The sequence below is a fragment of the Streptomyces sp. NPDC004435 genome, from assembly GCF_042873895.1.
GTDB lineage: Bacteria > Actinomycetota > Actinomycetes > Streptomycetales > Streptomycetaceae > Streptomyces.
Genome location: NZ_JBIAMB010000042.1, coordinates 1 through 20,578, shown reverse-complemented (window position 1 = coordinate 20,578; position 20,578 = coordinate 1). Strand labels below are relative to the sequence as shown.

The following is a 20,578-nucleotide window of genomic DNA, read 5'->3' as shown; positions in this document are numbered from 1 at the left end:
ACCCCGACATCGGCGCCGCGTTCTCCTTCAACACCGTCCTGTCCATCCCCTACGCCATCGACGAGATCGAACCGCTGCTCACCGCGATCAAGTAACACGTCCACCGCCGAGGCGGGGCGGGGGAGGGAGTCACCGTCCGGCACCTGGTGCCGGGGCGGGGCGGCCTCCCCCGCGGCCTGTCCTCCGTCCCGCCCCTCGCCGCAGCACCCCAGGGAAAGGCCACCACGCACGATGTTTGACGTCGAGTCGGACCCGACGCCCGCCACCGGAACGCCCCTGACGGGCGGGCAGACCGGCATCTGGCTGGCCCAGCAGATCGAGCCGGGAACCTCCGCCTACAACATCGTCTTCGCCCTGGACCTGCGCGGCGACATCGACCTGGACCGCCTCGGTACGGCCGTGCGGCGGACCGTCGCCGCAGCCGGCTGCCTCCATGTGCGCGTCGCCGCCGGCGAGGACGGCACACCCCGCCAGACGCCCGTCCCCGTCGCCTTCGACGTGCCGGTCGTCGACCTCCGCGGAGCCGCCGACCCGGAGGAGGCCGCCACCGCGTGGATCACCGCCGACCGCGACCGGCCCGTCGACCTGGAGGCCGGGGGACCGCTCTTCGCCCAAGCCCTGCTCCGGCTCGCCGACGACCGCGTCTGGTGGCACCAGCGCTACCACCACATCCTCGTGGACGGCATGGGCGTCGCCATCATCTCCCGGCGCGCGGGCGAGCTCTACACCCTGGGGGAGAAGGCCCCCGCCGACCCCGACTGGTCCCTGACCCGGCTGGTGGACGCCGACCGCGCCCACCGGGCCTCCGAACGGTACGCGGCCGAGCGCGCCTGGTGGCGGGAGCGCATGGCCGGCCGCGCCGAGCCGGCCCGCCTGGTCGAGCGGGCACCTTCGCTCACCACCCGGCGGCTGCGGCGCACCGTGGAGCTGTCCGCCGAGCAGACCGCACGGCTCCACCGGGCCGCCGGCCACGCGGGCACCCGCGCCACCCGCGTCCTGCTCGCGGCCGTCGCCGCCTATCTGCACCGGACGACCGGGGAGCAGGACCTCGTCCTCGGCCTGCCCGTCGCCGCACGCCAGGACGAGATCGCGGCCACCGTCCCCGGCATGGTCTCCAACATCGTCCCGCTGCGCCTGACCGTCCGGCCCGCCACCACCGCGTCCGCGCTCGTGGCCCACGTCCGCGACGCCGTCGCCGAGACCGTCGCGCACGGCCGCTACCGCGCCGAGGACCTGGCGAAGGACCTCGGACTCGTCGACGGCGTCGCCGAACTCGTCGGCCCCACCGTCAACCTCCTGCCCCGCTCCGAGGACCTGCGCTTCGCCGACCTCACGGCCCGGCTCAGGCCGGAATGGCTCGGCGCGGTCAGCGACCTCGCCTTCAGCTTCGGCGAGATCCCGGGCGGGAGCGGGACCTCCGTCCACCTGGACGCCGACGCCGCCGTCTGCGACGAGGAGACCCTGCGCGCGCACGAGCGCCGCTTCCTCGCCCTGCTGCACGCCTTCACCGAGGACCCGGACCGCCCGGTCGGCCGGCTGGACCTGGTGGCGGAGGACGAACGGGCGCTTCTGCTCGACGAGTTCGGCGCGGCACCGGTCGAGACCGCCGAGCTGTCCTGGCCCGCCGCGTTCGAGGCGCAGGTGCGCCGCTCACCGGACGCCGTCGCCCTCGTGTGCGAGGAGCGGGAGCTGACGTACACCGAACTCGACGCCGCCGCGAACCGGCTCGCCCGCCACCTCGTGGACCTCGGCACCCGGGCCGAGGACGTCGTCGCCGTCGCCCTGCCGCGCTCCCCGGAACTCGTCGTCGCCCTGCTCGCCGTGATGAAGGCCGGCGCCGCCTACCTGCCGCTGGACGCCGACCACCCCCGGGACCGCATCGCCTACATGCTGGACGACGCCGGGGCCCGTACCGTCGTCACCGCGCGGGAGCTCGCCGCCGAACTCCCCGAACTGCCGGACGTCACCCGCCTGCTGCTGGACGCCCCCGCCACCGCCGACGCCCTCGCGCGCCTCGACGACACCCGCCCCGATGTGCCGGTCGCCCTGGACCAGGCGGCGTACGTCATCTACACCTCCGGCTCCACCGGCCGCCCCAAGGGCGTCGTCGTCCCGCACGACGGCGTCGGCAGCCTCATCGCCACCGCCACCCACCGCATCGGCATCACCCCCGCCAGCCGCGTCGTCCAGTTCGCCTCCGTCGGCTTCGACGTGACCGTCTGGGACCTCATCATGTCGCTGTGCGTCGGCGGCCGGATCATCGTCGTCCCCGCCGAACGCCGCGTCGCCGGGCCCGCCCTCACCGAGTACATCGCCCGGCACCGGGCCACCCACATGATCCTGCCGCCCTCGCTGGTCTCCGCGCTGCCCCCGGAGTGCGAACTGCCCGACGGCGCCGTCCTGATCGTGGGCACCGAGGCCGTCCCCGGCGAGCTGATCGCCCGCTGGTCCGGCCGGGTCCGGGTGGTCGTCGCGTACGGACTCACCGAGGCCAGCGTCAACTCCACCCTCTGGCCCGCCGAACCCGACCGGCCCGGCGCCGCCCCGATCGGCCGCCCCGACCCCAACACCCGCGCCTACGTCCTCGACACCGCCCTGCGGCCCGTCCCCGTCGGCACCGAGGGCGAGCTGTACGTCGCCGGGCGCGGCCTCGCCCGCGGCTACCTCGGCCGGCACGGACTCACGGCGGAACGATTCGTCGCCGACCCGTACGGCACCCCCGGCAGCCGCATGTACCGCACCGGCGACCGCGTGCGCTGGGGAGCCGACGGCAACCTGGAGTTCCTCGGCCGGGCCGACGGCCAGATCAAGATCCGCGGCCACCGGATCGAACCCGGCGAGGTCGAGAGCGCCTTCATGGCCTGCCCCGGCATCGCCCAGGCCGCCGTCCTCGCCCGCGAGGACCACCGGGGCGTCAAGCGCCTCGTCGCCTATCTGGTCGGCGACGAGGGGACGGACACCGAGACCGCCGTCTCCGCCGCCCGCGCCCGGATCGCCGACACCCTGCCCGACTCCATGACGCCGTCCGCGGTCGTCGTCCTGGACGGACCGCTGCCGCTCACCCCCAACGGCAAGCTCGACCGGCGCGCCCTGCCCGAACCCCGGTGGACCGCCGTCAGCGGCACGGACGGACCGGAGGGACCGGTCGAGACCGTGCTCGCCGACCTGTTCGCCGAGGTCCTCGGCCTGCCCTCGGTCGGTGTCCACGACAGCTTCTTCGAGCTCGGCGGCGACAGCATCGTCGCCATCCAGCTCGTGAACCGCGCCCGCGAGGCGGGCCTCGCCCTCACCCCCCGCGCGGTCTTCCGGCACCGCACGGTCGCCGCGCTCGCCCGCGTCGCCGGCGAGACCGCCCCGACCCCCGCCCCCGTCGAGCTGGACGAGACGGCCCTGCCCGTCTCCCCGCTCCAGGAGGGCTTCTACTTCCACGCCGCCTTCGACGAGCGGGCCGCCGACCTCTACGTCGTGCAGGAACTCCTCGACCTCGAAGGAGCCGTCGACCCCGACCGACTGCGCGAGGCCCTCCAGCTGACGCTCGACCGGCACCCCCTGCTCCGCGCCTCCTACCGCCAGCTGCCCGGCGGCGAGGTCGTCCAGCGGCTCGCCGACCACGTCACGCTGCCATGGAGCCAGGCCGACACCACCGCCACCCCCCTCGCCGCACTGCTCGCCGCCGACCGGGCCGAACCCTTCGACCTGGCCCGACCCCCGCTGCTGCGGGCGACCCTGATCCGCGACGGCAGGCACCACCGCCTCCTGCTCACGCTGCACCACATCGTCGCCGACGGCTGGTCGGTCGCCCTCCTCCTGCGCGAACTGGCCACCGCCTATGCGGGCGGCGCGCTCCCCGAGCCCGTCGACCCCCGCCCCTACCTCGCGTGGCTCGCCGCCCGTGACCGCGACTCCGCCCGCGACGCCTGGCGCGGCGCCCTGGCCGGCCTGGACGAGCCCACCCGCCTCGCCGCACCCGCGGGCGCCACGGACACCGAGCGGACCCCCGCCAGGCCCGAACACGTCGACACCCGGCTGCCCGAGGGCTTCACCGCCGAACTCGACGCCTTCGCCCGCGCCCACGGAGTCACCCTCGGCACCGTCCTGAACGGCGCCTGGGCCCTGCTCCTCGGCGCCCTCACCGGCCGCCGGGACGTCGTCTTCGGCACCACCGTCTCCGGACGGACCACCGAGGTCCCCGGCGTCGACGCGGCCGTCGGCCTCTTCATCAACACCGTCCCGGTCCGCGTGACCCTGCGCCCCGACGAGCCGCTGGGCACCCTCCTGGCCCGGGTGCAGGACGAACACGCCGCCCTCCTCGACCACCACCACCTCGGCCTCGCCGACATCCAGCGCCTCGCAGGCGGCGGAGAACTCTTCGACACGCTCGTGGTCGTCGAGAACTTCCCGGCCGGCGACCCCGCGTCCGGACCGGAACCGGGAGCGCTGCGCGTCACCGGCACCGAGGTCCTCGACGCCGTGCACTATCCGCTCGCCCTCGTCGTGGAACCGGGCGACGGGCTGCTCCTGCGGTTCAAGCACGACGCCGCCCGTCTCGACGGGCTCGCCGTGGCCGTCCTCGCCACCCGCTTCACCGCCCTGCTGCGCACCCTGGTGACCGAACCCGGACGCACGGTCGCCCGGACGGACGTGCTCTCCGACCGCGAGCGCGGCCACCTCGCCGCGTCGAACGCCACCGCGCACGCCGTCCCCGACGCCACCCTCGTCTCCCTGATCGCCGCGCAGACCGCCCGCACCCCCGACCACCCGGCCGTCGTCCTCGACGACACCACCCTCACCTACGCCGAACTCGACCGGCACGCGGAGGCGCTGGCCGCCCGGCTGCGCGCCCGCGGCGCGGGACCGGAGACGTACGTCGCCGTCGCCGTGCCGCGCTCCGCCGAACTGATGGTCGCCCTCCTCGGCGTCCTCAAGGCGGGCGCCGCCTATCTGCCCGTCGACCTGGACTACCCGGCCGACCGCGTCGCCCTCATGCTCGCCGACTCCGGCGCGCGCACCGTCGTGACCACCGCCGACGCGGCCGCCCGGCTGCCCCGCGCGGACGGACCCGACCCCCTCGTCCTCGACCTGACGGACCCCGCCGGCGACGGCACCCGGTCCGGTGGCGCCCAGTCCGGCCGGTCCGCCTCCGGCGCGTCCGGACCGGTCGCCGGACCCGACCACCCCGCGTACCTCATCTACACCTCCGGCTCCACCGGCCGCCCCAAGGGCGTCGCCGTCACCCACCGGGCCATCGTCAACCGGCTCGCCTGGATGCAGGACGCCTACGGGCTCACCGCCGACGACCGGGTGCTCCAGAAGACCCCGTCCAGCTTCGACGTGTCCGTCTGGGAGTTCTTCTGGGCCCTGACCGCCGGCGCCACCGTCGTCCTCGCCCGCCCCGACGGCCACCGCGACCCCGCCTACCTCGCCGAGCTGATCCACGAGCGGCGGATCACGACGCTCCACTTCGTCCCCTCCATGCTGGCCGTCTTCACCCAGGTCATGGAGAGCGCCGCTCCCCGGCCCGACTGGGCCGCGAGCCTGCGGCGGGTCTTCTGCAGCGGCGAGGCGCTCACCGGCGCCCAGGCCGGACACTGGCGGGACCTCACGTCCGGCTCCGCCCGCGGGCCCGTACCGCTGCACAACCTCTACGGCCCCACCGAGGCCGCCGTGGACGTCACGTCCTTCCCGTACGAGGGCGGCACCGAGCTCGCCGTGCCCATCGGACGCCCCGTCTGGAACACCCGGCTGCACGTCCTCGACCCCTTCCTGCGCCCGGTGCCCGACGGCGTCCCCGGCGAGCTGTACCTCGCCGGCGTCCAGCTGGCCCGCGGCTACCACGGCCGGGCCGCCCTGACCGCCGAGCGGTTCGTCGCCGACCCGTCTGGCGCGCCCGGCGCCCGCATGTACCGCACCGGCGACCTGGTGCGGCGCCGCGCCGACGGTGCCGTCGAATACCTCGGCCGCACCGACCGCCAGGTCAAGATCCGCGGCAACCGCGTCGAACTCGGCGAGATCGAGGCCGCGCTGGCCGGCCTGCCGGGCGTCGCCCGCGCCGCCGTCATCGTCCGTGACGACACCCTCTTCGGCTACGCCGTCCCGGCCCCCGGCGCCGCCCCGGACGGACCGGCGCTGCTCGCCGCCCTCGCCGATGCGCTGCCCGCCGCCCTCGTGCCCGGCGCCGTCACGGTCCTGGACGAGCTGCCGCTGACACCCAGCGGAAAGCTCGACCAGAACGCCCTGCCGTCGCCCGAGCTCGCACCCAGGGCCGGCGGCCGCGCACCCCGCGACGAGCGGGAGAGCGCGCTCTGCCGGATCTTCACCGAGGTCCTCGGCATCGACTCCATCGGCGCCGACGACGACTTCTTCATGCTCGGCGGCGACAGCCTCACCTCCGTCGCCGTCGCCACCCGGGCCCGTGAAAGGGGACTGACCATCAGCCCGCGCGATGTCTTCGAGCACCGCACGCCCGCCGCGCTCGCCGCGACGGCCGCGCACGTGCCGGCCGAGCCCACCGCGGAACCGGCCCCCGAGGCACCGGCCACCGACGTGACCGTCTCCGCCGCCGACGCCGGGCAGGCCGCCGCCGCCCTCCAGGCGATGCTCGCGGCCCAGACCCTGTCCGGCGCCGCGGTCGACCCGGCCCTCAAGGCGCTCCTCGACCGGCTGACCGCGGCCTCCCCGGCCGAGCCCCCGGCCCCCGCCCCGCTCGGCGGCCTCGCGCTGACCCCGGAGGAGACCGCCCGCGTCGAGGCCACCGCCGGACTCCCCGTCGCCGACGTGTGGCCGCTCTCCCCGCTCCAGGAGGGCATGTACTTCCACGCCACCTACGACTCCGGCGACGCCCTCGACGTCTACCTCTCCCAGGAGACCCTCGACTTCGACCACGAGCTGGACGCCGACCGGCTGCGCGCCGCCTGCCGCGCCCTGCTGGCCCGCAACACCAGCCTGCGCGCCGGCTTCACCAGCGACGGCCTGCCCCGCCCCGTGCAGTTCATCGCCGACGGCGCCGAGATCCCGCTCACCGTGACCGACCTGACCGCACTGGCCCCCGAGGCGCGCGCCGGCCGGGTCGCCGAGCTCCTCGCCGCGGACCGCCGGCAGCGCTTCGACCTGTCCGCGCCGCCGCTCTGCCGCCTCCAGCTGATCCGCCAGGGCGACGGCCGCGACCGGCTCGTCGTCACCCACCACCTCATCCTCTGGGACGGCTGGTCCGCCTGGCTGTTCCTGGAGGAGCTGTTCACCCTGTACGAACGGGCCGGCGACACCGCCGGGCTGCCCGCACCGGGCTCGTACCGCGACTACCTGGCCTGGCTCGACCGCCAGGACACCACCCGTGCCCTGGCCGCCTGGCGCGACTCCCTCGCCGGCTTCGACGAGCCGACGCTCGTCGCCCCCACCGGCCGCGACGCCGGACCGGTCATCCCGGCCGACCACCACGCCGTCCTGTCCCGGGAGACCGGCGACCGGCTCCGCGCCCTCGCCCGCCGCCACGGCCTCACCCTCAACACCCTGCTCACCACCGCCTGGGGTCTCGTCCTCTCCGCGATGACCGGCCGCGGCGACGTCGCCTTCGGCACCGCGGTCGCCGGACGGCCCGCCGACGTGCCGAACGCCGCCGGCATCATCGGCATGTTCCTCAACACCGTCCCCGCCCGGATCGCCTTCGCCCCCGACGAGCCCCTGCTCGACCTGCTGCGCCGCACCCAGACCGAGCGCGCCGCCGTCATGCCGTACGAGTACGTGGGCCTCGGCACGCTCCAGCAGGAGACCGGCCACCGCCGCCTCTTCGACACCCTCTTCGTGCTCCGCTCCGCCGACGGCGAGGACCGGGCCGCCGAGCTGCGGCGCCGCCACGGCATCACCGGGGTGTCGAACGTGGACGGCACCCACTTCCCGCTGACCCTGATCGTCACCCCCGAGACCCGGCTGCGGGTCACCCTCGCCGCACGGCCCGACCTCTTCGACGCGGAGGCGTCCGCCGGCGTCCTGAGCCGGTTCACGACCGTCCTGGAGCGCCTCGCCGCCCTGCTCGACGCCCCCGACGCCGCCAAGGCCCGGACCGTCGGGGTGGACCTGCTGCTCCCCGCGGAGCACGCCGCCCTGGCCGCCGGACACTCCGGCAGCCGCGGGGACGTGCCGAACGAGACCGTCGCCGACATGCTGACCGCCCAGGTCGCCCGTACCCCGGACGCGGTCGCCCTGGTCTTCGGTGAGCGCGCCCTCACCTACGCCGAACTGGACGCGCGCGTCAACCGGATCGCCCGGCTGCTGCTCGCCCGCGGCGCGGGACCGGAGAAGGCCGTGGCGCTCGCGCTGCCCCGTTCCCTGGACATGGTCGCGGCCCTCTTCGCGGTCCTGCGCACCGGCGCCGCCTACCTGCCGCTCGACCTGGACCACCCGGCCGACCGGCTGCGGATGATGGTCGAGGACACCCGGCCCCTCTGCCTCGTCTCCACCGCGGCCGTCGCCCCGACCCTGCGGGGCCCCGAAGGCCCCGCCGCGCCCGAACTCCTCCTGGACGACGAGGCCGTGGCCGTCGAGCTGGCCGCCCTGCCCGGCGACGAGGTCACCGACGCCGAACGGCCCGCCTTCGCGCACGACGTCGAAGGACGCCTGGAGCACCCCGCGTACGTCATCTACACCTCGGGCTCCACCGGCCGCCCCAAGGGCGTCGTCACCCCCTACCGGGGCCTGACGAACATGCAGCTCAACCACCAGAAGGAGATCTTCGACCCGGCGATCGCCTCGGCCGGCGGCCGGCGCCTGCGCATCGCGCACACCGTCTCCTTCGCCTTCGACATGTCCTGGGAGGAGCTGCTCTGGCTCGTCGAGGGCCACGAGGTGCACGTCTGCGACGAAGACCTCCGCAGGGACGCCGAGGCCCTGGTCGCCTACTGCGACGCCCACCGCGTCGACGTCGTCAACGTGACCCCCACCTACGCCCAGCTCCTCATCGAGGAGGGCCTGCTCGACCAGGACGAGACGAAGGGCACCCACCGGCCCGCCCTGGTCCTGCTCGGCGGCGAGGCCGTCCCCGACACCGTCTGGGACCGGCTGCGCCGCACCGAGGGCACCTACGGCTACAACCTGTACGGGCCGACCGAGTACACCATCAACACGCTCGGCGGCTCGACGGCGGACAGCGCCACCTCCACCGTCGGCGTGCCGATCCGCAACACCCGCGGCCACGTGCTCGACGCCATGCTCCGGCCCGTCCCGCCGGGCACCCCCGGCGAGCTGTACATCGCCGGAACCGGCCTCGCCCGCGGCTACCACGACCGGCCCGGCCTGACCGCCGAGCGGTTCGTCGCCGACCCCTTCGGCGAGCCCGGCGAGCGCATGTACCGCACCGGCGACCTCGTCCGGCAGCGCCCCGACGGGCTGCTCGACTTCCTCGGCCGCACCGACGACCAGGTCAAGATCCGCGGCTACCGCGTCGAACTCGGCGAGATCGCGGGCGCCCTCTCCGCCCACCCGGCGGTCGCGCACGCCGCCGTCGTCGTCGACGAGTCCACCGGCGTCAAGCGCCTCGCGGGCTACGTCGTCCCCGAATCCGGAACCGGAGCCGTGTCCGGAAGCGTTTCCGGAGCCGTGTCCGGCACCGGCCCCGGAGCCGAGTCCGGCACCGGCCCCGGAGCCGAGTCCGGCACCGGCCCCGGAGCCGAGTCCGGCGAGGACCTGCTCCAGCGGCTCCGCGACCACCTCAAGGCCGCCCTGCCGGACTACATGGTCCCGTCCGCCCTCGTCACGGTCGCCACCCTGCCCCTCACCGTCAACGGCAAGCTCGACGTCCGGGCCCTGCCCGCGCCCGACTTCGCCGGCACCGCCGTCAGCCGCCCGCCGCGCACCCCGCGCGAGGAGACGCTCTGCGGCCTCTTCGCCGAGATCCTGGGCCTGCCCGAGGGAAGCGTCGGCATCGACAGCGACTTCTTCGAGCTCGGCGGCCACTCCCTCCTCGCCACCCGGCTCGTCAGCCGCGCCAGGACCGCCCTCGACGCCGAACTCGCCATCCGCGACCTGTTCGAGGCGCCCACCGTCGCCGAACTCGTCGAGCGCGCCGACCGCACCGACGCGGTGGTCCGCCCCGCCCTCACGGCCGGCGAGCGCCCCGACGAGCTGCCGCTGTCCCACGCCCAGCAGCGCCTCTGGATGATCCAGCAGATCGAGTGCACCTCCGCCGCCTACAACTTCCCGCTGGTCATGCGGGCCCGCGGCGCCCTCGACCGCGACGCCTGGCAGGCCGCCCTCACCGACGTGACGGCCCGCCACGAACCGCTGCGCACCCTCTTCCACACCACCCCCGACGGCCGCGCCGTGCAGCGGGTGCTCCCCGCCGACCAGGCACGGCCCGTGATCGACACGGTCCGCGCCACGGAGGAGGAGCTGCCCGGCCTCGTCGCCGCCGCAGTCGGCCGCCCCTTCGACCTCGCCGCCGAACTCCCGCTGCGGGCCACCGTCGTGGAGCTCGCGCCCGAGGACTACGTCCTCGTCCTGCTGCTGCACCACATCACCACCGACGAGTGGTCGGACCGCCCCTTCCTGCGCGACCTCGCCGCCGCCTACGGGGCGCGCACCCGGGGACTCGCCCCCGCGTGGGAGCCGCTGCCCGTGCAGTACGCCGACTACGCGCTCTGGCAGCAGCGCCTCCTCGGCGACCCGGAGGCCGACGACAGCCTCGCCGCCCGGCAGCTGGAGCACTGGCGGACGACGCTGGCCGGCGCCCCCGAGGAGCTGGAGCTGCCCACGGACCGGCCCCGGCCTGCCCGCCCGGCGTTCACCGGCGCCCAGCTGGACCTCGCCTTCGACGCCGAGACCCATGAAGCCCTGCGGCGCCTCGCCCGGGAGACCGGCGCCAGCATGTTCATGGTGGTGCACGCCGCCGTCGCCGCCCTGCTGCACCGCATGGGCGCCGGCACCGACATCCCGCTCGGCTCGCCCATCGCCGGGCGGACCGACGCGGCCCTCGACGACCTCGTCGGCTTCTTCGTCAACACCCTGGTGCTGCGCACCGACCTGAGCGGCGACCCCGGCTTCACCGAACTGCTGGCCCGGGTCCGCGCCACCGACCTCGCCGCCTTCTCCCACGCGGACGTGCCCTTCGAGTCCGTCGTCGAGGCGCTCAACCCCACCCGCTCCCTCGCCCGCAACCCGCTCTTCCAGGTGATGGTCGGCTACCACGCCCGCACCGGCGAGGAACTCACCCTGCCCGGCCTCGCCGTGGAGTACGTGCCCTTCCGGACCGGCTCGGCCAAGTTCGACCTGGTGTTCAGCTTCACCGAGCACACCCCCGCCGACGGCGCCACCGGCTCCCTGACCTGCCGCCTGGAGTACGCCACCGAGCTCTTCGACCAGGAGACCGCCGAGGAGCTCGGAGCCCGGCTCCGCCGACTCGTCGCCACCGTCGCCGCGGCGCCCGAACAGCCCCTGTCGACGGCGGACATCCTCACCGACGCCGAACGCCGGCTCGTCCTGGAGGGCTTCAACGGCACACCGCGCGAGGTCGACGAGGAGTCGTTCCCCGGCCTGTTCGCCCGCCGCCTCGCCGAACGGCCCGACGCCGTCGCCGTCGTCGACCGCGCCCGCTCCGTCACCTACGCGCAGCTCGACGCCCGCTCCGACCGCCTCGCCCGGCTGCTCGCCGCCCGCGGCGTCGGCGCGGAGAGCGTCGTCGGCGTGGCGGTGCCCCGGTCCGTGGACATGGTCGCCACCGTGCTGGCCGCCCTGAAGCTGGGCGCCGCCTTCCTGCCCCTCGACCTCGCCCACCCCGCCGACCGCCTCGCCTACATGATCGAGGACTCACGGGCCGCCCTCGTGGTCGCCACCGAACCCGTCGCCGGGAAGATCCCCGAGGCACCGGGCGTCCCGCTCGTCCTCCTCGACGCACCTGACACCGCCGCCGAGCTCGACGCGCTCCCCGACCGGCCCCTGGAGAACGGCCGGGTCGCCCTCGACCAGGCCGCCTACGTGATCTACACCTCCGGCTCCACCGGCCGCCCCAAGGGCGTGGTCGTGCCCCACGAGGGCATCTCCAGCCTGGTCGCCACCGCCGTCGACCGGATGGGCCTGCGCCCCGACAGCCGCGTGCTCCAGTTCGCCTCCATCGGCTTCGACGTCTTCGCGTTCGAGCTGGCGATGGCGCTCTGCCACGGCGGCCGGCTCGTCCTGATCACCGACGAGGCACGGGTCGCGGGACCCGCGCTCACCGACTTCCTCGCGGACCACCGGATCACCCACATGATCCTGCCGCCGTCGCTCGTCTCGGCCCTGCCGCCCGGCTGCGCCCTCCCCGAGGGCGCCACCGTCCTCGTCGGCACCGAGACCGTCCCGCCGGACCTCTTCGAGCGGTTCGGCGCCACCGCCGACCTGATCTGCGCCTACGGCCTCACCGAGGCGACCGTCAACTCCACGCTGTGGCCCGCCCGCGAGCACGGCGGCACCCCCGCGGGACGGGTCCCGATCGGCCGCCCCGACCCCAACACCCGCGCCTACGTCCTCGACGGGAACCTGCGACCCGTGCCCCCCGGCGTGGTGGGCGAGCTGTACGTCGCCGGACGCGGCCTCGCCCGCGGCTACCTCGGCAAGCCGGGCCTGACCTCCGAGCGGTTCGTCGCCGACCCGTACGGAACACCCGGCAGCCGCATGTACCGCACCGGCGACCGGGCCCGCTGGCGCCGCGACGGCAACCTCGACTTCCTCGGCCGGGTCGACACCCAGGTCAAGGTCCGCGGCTTCCGCATCGAACTCGGCGAGATCGAGGCCGCCCTCGCCGGACACCCCGCGGTCGCCCAGGCCGCCGTCCTGCCGGACCGCGACGGCGACATCGTCCGCCTGATCGGCTACGCGGTCCTGGAGCCGGAGGCCCCGGACCCGCAGGAGCTGCGCGCCCACGTCGCCGCCCTGCTGCCCGAGTACATGGTCCCCGCGCTCGTGGTGCCGCTCGACGGCCCGCTGCCGCTCACCCCCAACGGCAAGCTCGACCGCAAGGCCCTGCCCGCGCCCGACTGGTCGGCCATGACCGGCGACGTCCGCCCCGCCACCGAGTCCCAGGCCCGCCTCGCCGGACTCTTCCGCGAGATCCTCCGGCTCGACTCCGTCGGCGTGCACGACGACTTCTTCGCGCTCGGCGGCCACTCCATGGCCGCGATGCGGCTCCTCGGCCGCGTCCGCACCGAGTTCGGCGTCGAGCTCGGCATCCGGGACGTCTTCGACGCGCTGACCGTCGCCCGCCTCGCGGCCAAGCTCGACGGCGCGGCGGCCGCCCGCCCGCCGCTGCGCCCCGCCGCGCACGGCGACGAGCCGCTGCCGCTCGCCCCCGGCCAGCGCCCCCGGTGGGAGGCGTACCGGAGCCGGCCCGGCTTCGACCACGCTTTGGTCCTGCGCGCCCCGGACGGCTTCGACGGAGCGGCGCTCGCCGCGGCCCTCGACGACGTCACCGGCCGCCACGCACCGCTGCGCACCGCCTTCGAGGAGCGCGACGGCACCGTCCGCCAGCGCCCCGTCCCGGCACCGGCCCTCACCACCGAGGACTGCGCCGACCCGGAGGCCCGCCTGCGCGAGCTGGCCGCCGAGGCGCCCGACCTGACGCGGGAGGCCCCCCTGCGGGCCCGCCTGCTGACCGGCCCCGACGGCGCCCAGGCCCTGCTGCTCGCCCTGCACTACCTCGCCGTCGACGAGTGGTCCGTCGTCCCGCTCCTGCGCGACCTCACCACGGCCTACACGGCACGCACCCGGGGCCTCGCCCCGGCCTGGGCGCCGCTGCCCGTCTCGTACGCCGACTACACCCGCTGGGCCCACGAGATCCTGGGCGACCCCGCGGACCCCGACAGCCGCGGCGCGCGCCAGCTCGCCCACTGGCGGGAGACGCTCAGGGACGTCCCGACCCGGCTGACCCTCCCCGCCGGAGGCGCCCGCCCGGCCGCCGCCGATGATCCGGCGCTCCGGCCCGCGGAGCACGTCGGATTCGTCCTCGACGCGGAGCTGCACGCCGCCGTGGACGAGCTGGCCCGGGCCACCGGCACCAGCATGTTCATGGTGCTCCACTCGGCCCTCGCCGCCCTGCTCACCGCACACGGCGCGGGCACCGACCTGCCCATCGGCACGATGGTCGCCGGCCGCGCCGACGACCAGCTCGCCGACCTCGTCGGCAGCTTCCTCAACACGGTCGTGCTGCGCACCGACACCGCCGGGGACCCGACCTTCACCGAGCTGCTGACCCGGGTGCGGGAGACCACGCTCAGCGCCCTGGACCGGCAGGAGGTCCCCTACGACGAGGTCGCCCGCGCCGCGGGCCTGCCCGTGGAGGGGCCGCAGGTCATGGTCGTCCACCACGAACAGGCCGACCTGGAACCGCTGGAGGGCGGCGTGGGCACGCTGGACGTGGTGCCGACCGGCTGGTCCCGCGCCGAACTCACCCTCGGCTTCCACGAACCGCGCGGCGAGGGCCCCGTGCACTGCGCCCTGATCCACGCCACCGACCTGCTCGGCACCGCCGAGGCCCGGCGACTCGCCGAAGAACTCCAGCGGCTGCTGCGCACCGCGGCAGCCCGTCCGGAACAGCCGCTGTCCGCGCTGTTCACCGCACCGTCCCCGAGGAGTGACCACGCATGACCACCAACCCGTTCGAGGATCCGCAGGGCACCTTCCTGGTCCTGGTCAACGACGAGAACCAGCACTCGGTCTGGCCTTCCTTCGCCGACGTCCCGGCCGGCTGGCGCACCGTCGCGGGACCTGACACCCGCGAGACCTGCCTCGGGTACGTGTAGGAGCACTGGACCGACCTGCGCCCCGCGAGCCTGGCCGCCGGCCAGGACTGACCGCCCGGCACGGGCACCGACGGCCGCGGCCCGCGGAGGGAGACCTCCGCGGGCCGCGGCCGTGCGTCGGGGGCGGGCGCGATCGGCCCGCCGGTGGCTCTACCGCCCGCCGCCGAGCGCGGACCCGGCTTCCGACCGGTCCCCGTGACCGGGCGCGGGCACGTCACCGGTGGCTCGCTTCCCGCTCCGCGAGGGGACGTCCGCGCCCTGGCGGCTGTCGGACCAGGCGGTCCACAGTTCGGCGTACCGGCCGCCGGCGGCGACGAGTTCGGTGTGGGTGCCGGTCTCGACGATCCGGCCGTGGTCGAGGACGACGACGCGGTCGGCTGCGGCGGCCTGGGGGAGGCGGTGGGCGACGACGACGCCGGTGCGGCCTTCGAGGGCGCGTTCGGCGGCTTCCTCCAGGACGCGGGCGCCTGCGCTGCCCGCGTCGGCGGTCGCCTCGTCCAGGATCGCGATCGGCGGATCCGCGAGCACCAGCCGCGCCAGCGCCACGTGCTGGGCCTGCGCGACCGTCAGCCGGTGCCCGCCCTCACCGACGACGGTCTCCAGTCCTTCGGGCAGGGCCTGCGCCCAGTCGAGGGCGCCGACGGTGGTGAGGGCGGTCCGCAGCTCCTCGTCGGTGGCGTCCGGCCTGGCGAGGCGGAGGTCGGCGGTGAGCCGTCCGGCGAAGACGTGCACCTCCTGGCTGATCAGTGTCACCGCCCGCCGCACGCCTTCCGGGCCCAGTTCACGCGTGTCGACCCCGCCCAGGGAGATGGATCCGCTGCTCGGGGTGTGGATGCCGGCGATGACCTTGGCCAGGGTGGTCTTGCCCGCACCGCTCGCGCCGACCAGCGCGACCCGTTCCCCGCTGCGGACGTCGAGCTCGATGTCCGCGAGGACCGGGCGTCCGTCGGTGTAGGAGTGGCCGAGGCCCGTCACCTTGACGGCGCCGTCGACGGGCGTGTTCCCGCCTTCGGGCGCCGCTTCGGCGGGGAGGTTGGCGACGCCGATGAGGCGGGCGAAGCTGGCGCCGGCGGACTGGGCGTCGTCGATGAGGTAGAGGGCGGCGTTGACGGGGTTGAAGAGGCTGTGGAAGTAGAGGGCGGCGGCGGTGGCGGTGCCGATGCTGACGGCGCCGTTCTGGACGAGGAGGAAGCCGGTGCCGAGCATGGCGGCGAGGCCGATGAACTCGGCGAGGTTCAGTCGGGAGAAGAACCCGGTGACGATGTGCAGCCCGCGCAGCGCCACGTCCCGCGCGGCCCCCGACCGTTCCTCCAGGAGCGCCGCGTGCGGCTCGTTGAGGCGGAAGGCGCGTACGGTGCGGACGCCGCCGATGCTGTCGAGGAGCTGGTGCTGGAGGGCGCCGGTGGCGACGCGGTGGCGGGCGTAGACGGGGGCGGCGCGGCGCAGGTACCAGCGGACGGACAGGATCTGGACGGGTACGGCGAGGAGTGCGGCGAGCAGGAACCGCCAGTCGAGGACGGCGAGGCCGACCAGGGTGAGGACGATCGTCAGGGCGGAGCGGGTGAACTCGGGGAGGGCCTGGCGCACCGACTTGGCGATCATGGAGACGTCGCTGGTGACCCGGGAGACGAGGTCCCCGGAGCCGGCCGCCTCGACCCGTTCGAGGGGCAGCCGCAGCGCCCGCTCGATGAACCGCTCGCGTACGGTCGCGAGCACCGTCTCGCCGAGCCGGGCGACCATCACCCCGCCGACCACGGCCGCGGCGCCCCGCGCCAGGGCCACGACGACGAGGAGGACCAGCGGCACCGTCAGCGCGCGCGGCCCCTCGCGGTCCACCACGAGGTCCACGATGTGCCCGAGCAGCGGGGCGGTCAGCAGGCCGATCCCGGTGCCGGCGACGAGCACGAGGGCGGCGGCGACGGCCAGGAACCGGTGGCCGCGCAGGATCACGCGCAGCGCCGCGAGGCACTCCGCGCCACCGGCGGTCGGGAGGAGCGCGCGGCCCGGGTGGTCCGTGCTGGTTCCGCTCATGTCGGTCTCCGTCCGTGTGTCGCCGGTCGGGCGGGTGGTCTCCGTGCCGCTCGCGCGGTCTTCGTGCACGGCGGTCATGCGAGCACCGCCGTGCGGTAGGTCTCGTTCGCGGTGACGAGCTCGGCGTGCGAGCCGTCGGCCGTCACGGTCCCCCCGTCGAGGACGACCACCCGGTCCGTCACCGCGAGGAGCGCCGGACTGGTCGTGATCAGGACGGTGGTGAGCCCCCGGCGGCTGTCCCGCAGGCGGGCGGCGATCCGGGACTCGGTGACCGTGTCCACGGCCGTGGTCGGATCGTGGAGTACGAGGACCGGGCGGTCGGCGGCGAGCGCCCGGGCGAGGGCGACGCGCTGACGCTGCCCGCCGGAGAGGGACCGGCCGCGCTCGGCGAGCACCGTGTCCGCGCCGTCCGGCAGCAGCCGGGTCACCTCGTCCGCCGTGGAGGCGGCGAGCGCGGAGTCGACCGCCTCGGGCCCGGCGGCCCCCGCCCGTACGTTGTCGAGGAGGCTGCTCTCGAACAGGTCGGCGTCATGGGGGGAGACGAGCACGGAGCGGCGCAGCAGGTCCGGGTCGAGTTCGGTGAGCGGGACGCCGTCGAGTTCGACGTGCCCGTCGGCGGGGTCCGTCTCGCGGGCGAGGGCGAGGAGGAGGTCCTGGGCGGCGGCCGGGTCGCGGGTCACGATCCCGGTGAGGCTGCCGGCCGGGAGGTCGAGGTCGATCCCTCGCAGGTCGCCCAGGTGGACGTTCCGCAGCCGGACGTGCCCGGCCGTCGCACCGGCGGGGGCCCGCTCGCCGCCGGGGACGGCGGCGGGAGAGGCGAGGACCTCGGCGATGCGGCGGGCGGAGGCCCGGGCCTGGGCGAACTCGGCGTTCGCGTAGGCGAGGAGCTGGAAGGGCGCGAGGAGGAACTGCGCGAGTCCGACGGCGGCGACGAGATCGCCGACGCTGATGCTCCCGTCCATCGCCAGATAGGCGCCGACGATGCCGATGACGGCGATGAAGACGCCGGTCAGGGCGAGGAGCGCGCCCTCGTGCCCGGCGCGGCTGCGGGCGGCCCGCAGGGCGGCGGCGAGCGAGTCCTGGCTGGTGGTGCGGTAGCGGGCCACGGCCGCGGACTCGGCGCCCATGCCCTTGAGGACGCGGAGCCCGGAGACGAGGTCGGCGGCGACGCCGGAGGCGTGCGCGGCGCTCTCCTGCTCGGTCTCGCTGCGTTGTTCGAGGGGGCGGCTGATGCGGTGGCCGAGCCAGAGCAGGGGCGGGATGCCGAGCAGGACGAGGAGGCCGAGCGGGACGGAGATCCTCAGCAGGGCGACGGCGCTGACCACGAGGGCGGCGATCGCCGCGCAGCCGTACGGGAGCACGGTGGCGACCGAGCCGACGCGGCGGGCGTCGTTGGTGGCGATGCTGGTGAGCGCGCCCGGCAGCCGGTTCGCGTCGGCTCCGCCGCGCGGGTCGAGGACGCGGGCGCCGAGTTCGAGGCGGAGGCGGTGGGCGGCGTGCTCGCCGGCGCCTTCGGCGATCCTGGCGCTGGTCCGGTAGCAGGTGGACAGCACGAGGAAGAGGACGCCGAGGAGCAGGAGCCAGCGCAGCAGCGCCTCGGTGGAGCCGGTGGCGAACGCCGAGTCGATGGCGGCGCCGATGACCACGGGGACCAGTGCCTCGCACGCCTGGTGGGTCATGCCGAGCGCGGACGCCGTGACGACCCTTCGGCGTTGGCCTCTGATCGCCCCGCGGAGGACGAGTCCTCCGGTCGGTCCTCCAACGGGCATGTGACCCTCCATCCGGAGTCGTGAGAAGTTAGGTAAGGCTATCCTGCATATCGAACACTCGTGAGACGGTCGGACGTTCCTGCGGGTGAGAGCCCTGCCGGGCCATCTCGCCCTGCACGCAAGCGCGTTGACCCACTCACCACGTTCGGTTAGCCTCGCCTAAGTTACAAGCCTCATGGGCGTCGAGTCGCCACCTCATCCCTACAGCGCATGAACGATCGCGGTACACGCGCACCGCCGTCAGGGGGAATTCTCGTTGCCGGTCGAAACCCGGGCGGTGTCCGACGCGGAAACCGCCCCCCTCGCCCTCCCCAAGCCGCGTGGCACGTCCACGGCCCTGCGGGGCGCCGGACTCCTGGCCGTGCTCGCCGCACTTGTTCTGGTGGGGTTGTTGAGTGTGTGGACGGGGACGCGGGGCATTCCGTTCTCCGCCACTTGGAGCGCCTTGTGGAATCCCGACGGGTCGGAGACGTCGGTGATCATCCATGACTACCGGATTCCGAGGACGCTGCTCGGGCTGCTGGTCGGGGTGGCGCTGGGGTTGTCGGGGGCGCTGATGCAGGCGTTGACCCGGAATCCGCTGGCGGAGCCGGGGCTTTTGGGGATCAGTCTGGGGTCGTCGGCCGGGGTGGTCGTGGCGATCGCATTCCTGGGCGTGGGCTCGGTGCTCGGGTATGTGTGGTTCGCGTTCCTGGGTGCGGCTGTCGCGTCGGTGGTGGTGTACCTGCTGGGGTCCGCGGGCCGTCAGCTGGCGACGCCCGATCGTCTGGTCGTCGCGGGAGCGGCGGTGACGGCGGTGCTGTACGCGTTCAACTCGGCGGTGCTGCTGCTGAACCCGCGGGCGTTCGACCAGTTCCGGTTCTGGACGGTGGGTTCGCTCGCCGGACGCTACTTCGATGTCGTGTGGGTGATCCTGCCGTTCGTGGCGGCGGGGCTGGTGATCGCGCTGCTGCTCGGGCCCTCGCTGAACGCGCTGGCGCTGGGTGACCAGATGGGGCGGGCGCTGGGCGTGAACGTGAACCGGACGAGGATCCTGGGGGCGGTGGGGGTGATGCTGTTGTGCGGTGCCGCGACCGCTGCTGCGGGGCCGGTCGGGTTCGTCGGTCTGGTGGTTCCGCACATCGCGCGTTTCGTCGTGGGTCCGGACCAGCGGTGGGTGCTGGCGTACTCGATGCTCCTGGCTCCCGTGTTGCTGATCGGGGCGGATGTGCTGGGGCGGATCATGGGCGCGCCGGGTGAGGTTCAGGTCGGGATCGTGACCGCGTTCCTGGGAGCGCCGGTGTTCCTGGCGCTGTGCCGTCGCCGAAAGCTGGTCATGCTGTGAACACCACCCACGAGCAGATCGAGAAGCCGGAGGGGCGGCGGTTGCACCGCCCTCGCGTGATCACGGGGACCGTCCTGCGGACCGGCGGAGTGTCGGTACGTGTCCAGGGCCGGGCGCTCGTGGTGACGGCCGGGCTGCTGACTGCCCTGGTCGCGGTGATGCTGGTCAGTCTCGCGACCGGCGACTACGAGTTGTCGGTCTCCGAGGTCGTCCGGGCGTTGATGGGGCGGGATTCGGGTGGTGCGGACTTCATCGTGAACACGCTGCGTCTGCCGCGTGTTCTGACGGCGCTCGCGGTGGGTGCGGCGCTCGCGGTCAGCGGCGCGCTGCTGACGAGCCTGACCGGGAACGCGCTGGGCAGTCCGGACATCATCGGTTTCACCAACGGTTCCGCGGTCGGCGCGCTCGTCGTCATCATCCTGATGCACGGCAGCATGACCCAGATCGCCACCGGCGCCCTGATCGGCGGTCTCGCCACCGCCGCCGCCGTCCACCTCCTCATGCTCGGCCGCGGCCTGCACGGCTTCCGCCTGATCGTCACCGGCATCGGCGTCAGCGCCCTGCTCCTGGCCGTCAACTCCTACCTGATCACCCGCGCCACCTTCCAGGAAGCCCTCGAAGCCCAGGCGTGGCTGATCGGCAGCCTCGGCAACCGCGGCTGGATCCACGCCAACGCCATCCTCCTGGCCTGCGCG

General features: G+C 74.8%; 6 protein-coding genes. 4 read left to right on the top strand and 2 right to left on the bottom strand.

Features of this window, described 5'->3' with window-relative positions; all coding sequences use genetic code 11:
- Positions 1–231: 231 nt before the first annotated feature.
- Positions 232–14,604 carry an amino acid adenylation domain-containing protein gene (locus ACFYT9_RS39410; RefSeq protein WP_389171990.1) on the top strand — a complete coding sequence of 4,791 codons (14,373 nt, stop codon included), beginning with the start codon at positions 232–234 and terminating at the stop codon, positions 14,602–14,604.
- On the top strand, positions 14,601–14,759 hold the full coding sequence (locus tag ACFYT9_RS39405) for an MbtH family protein (RefSeq protein ID WP_389171987.1): 159 nt from the start codon (positions 14,601–14,603) through the stop codon (positions 14,757–14,759). Before ACFYT9_RS39410 ends, ACFYT9_RS39405 begins: the two co-directional genes overlap by 4 nt.
- Positions 14,760–14,909: 150 nt before the next feature.
- Here ACFYT9_RS39405 and ACFYT9_RS39400 read toward each other — a convergent pair whose 3' ends face one another.
- Both ACFYT9_RS39400 and ACFYT9_RS39395 read right to left on the bottom strand, forming a co-directional pair.
- Complete coding sequence (locus ACFYT9_RS39400) at positions 14,910–16,790, bottom strand: ABC transporter ATP-binding protein (RefSeq protein WP_389171984.1); 1,881 nt, start codon at positions 16,788–16,790, stop codon at positions 14,910–14,912.
- A 74-nt stretch (positions 16,791–16,864) separates the two neighbouring features.
- Positions 16,865–18,559: an ABC transporter ATP-binding protein gene (locus ACFYT9_RS39395; RefSeq protein WP_389171981.1), complete on the bottom strand. Its 1,695-nt coding sequence runs from the start codon at positions 18,557–18,559 to the stop codon at positions 16,865–16,867.
- A 256-nt stretch (positions 18,560–18,815) separates the two neighbouring features.
- Here ACFYT9_RS39395 and ACFYT9_RS39390 point away from each other — a divergent pair, with 256 nt between their 5' ends.
- Positions 18,816–19,883 carry a FecCD family ABC transporter permease gene (locus ACFYT9_RS39390; protein WP_389171979.1) on the top strand — a complete coding sequence of 356 codons (1,068 nt, stop codon included), beginning with the start codon at positions 18,816–18,818 and terminating at the stop codon, positions 19,881–19,883.
- Positions 19,880–20,578: FecCD family ABC transporter permease (locus ACFYT9_RS39385; protein WP_389171976.1), on the top strand; the 699-nt coding region annotated here is incomplete at its 3' end. The genes ACFYT9_RS39390 and ACFYT9_RS39385, both read left to right, overlap by 4 nt.

What these genes read in the sequence shown, in the direction of transcription:
- ACFYT9_RS39410 (WP_389171990.1), top strand. Translation starts at nt 232, where the DNA reads ATGTTTGACGTCGAGTCGGACCCGACGCCCGCCACCGGAACGCCCCTG.
- ACFYT9_RS39405 (WP_389171987.1), top strand. Translation starts at nt 14,601, where the DNA reads ATGACCACCAACCCGTTCGAGGATCCGCAGGGCACCTTCCTGGTCCTG.
- ACFYT9_RS39400 (WP_389171984.1), bottom strand. Translation starts at nt 16,790, where the DNA reads ATGAGCGGAACCAGCACGGACCACCCGGGCCGCGCGCTCCTCCCGACC.
- ACFYT9_RS39395 (WP_389171981.1), bottom strand. Translation starts at nt 18,559, where the DNA reads ATGCCCGTTGGAGGACCGACCGGAGGACTCGTCCTCCGCGGGGCGATC.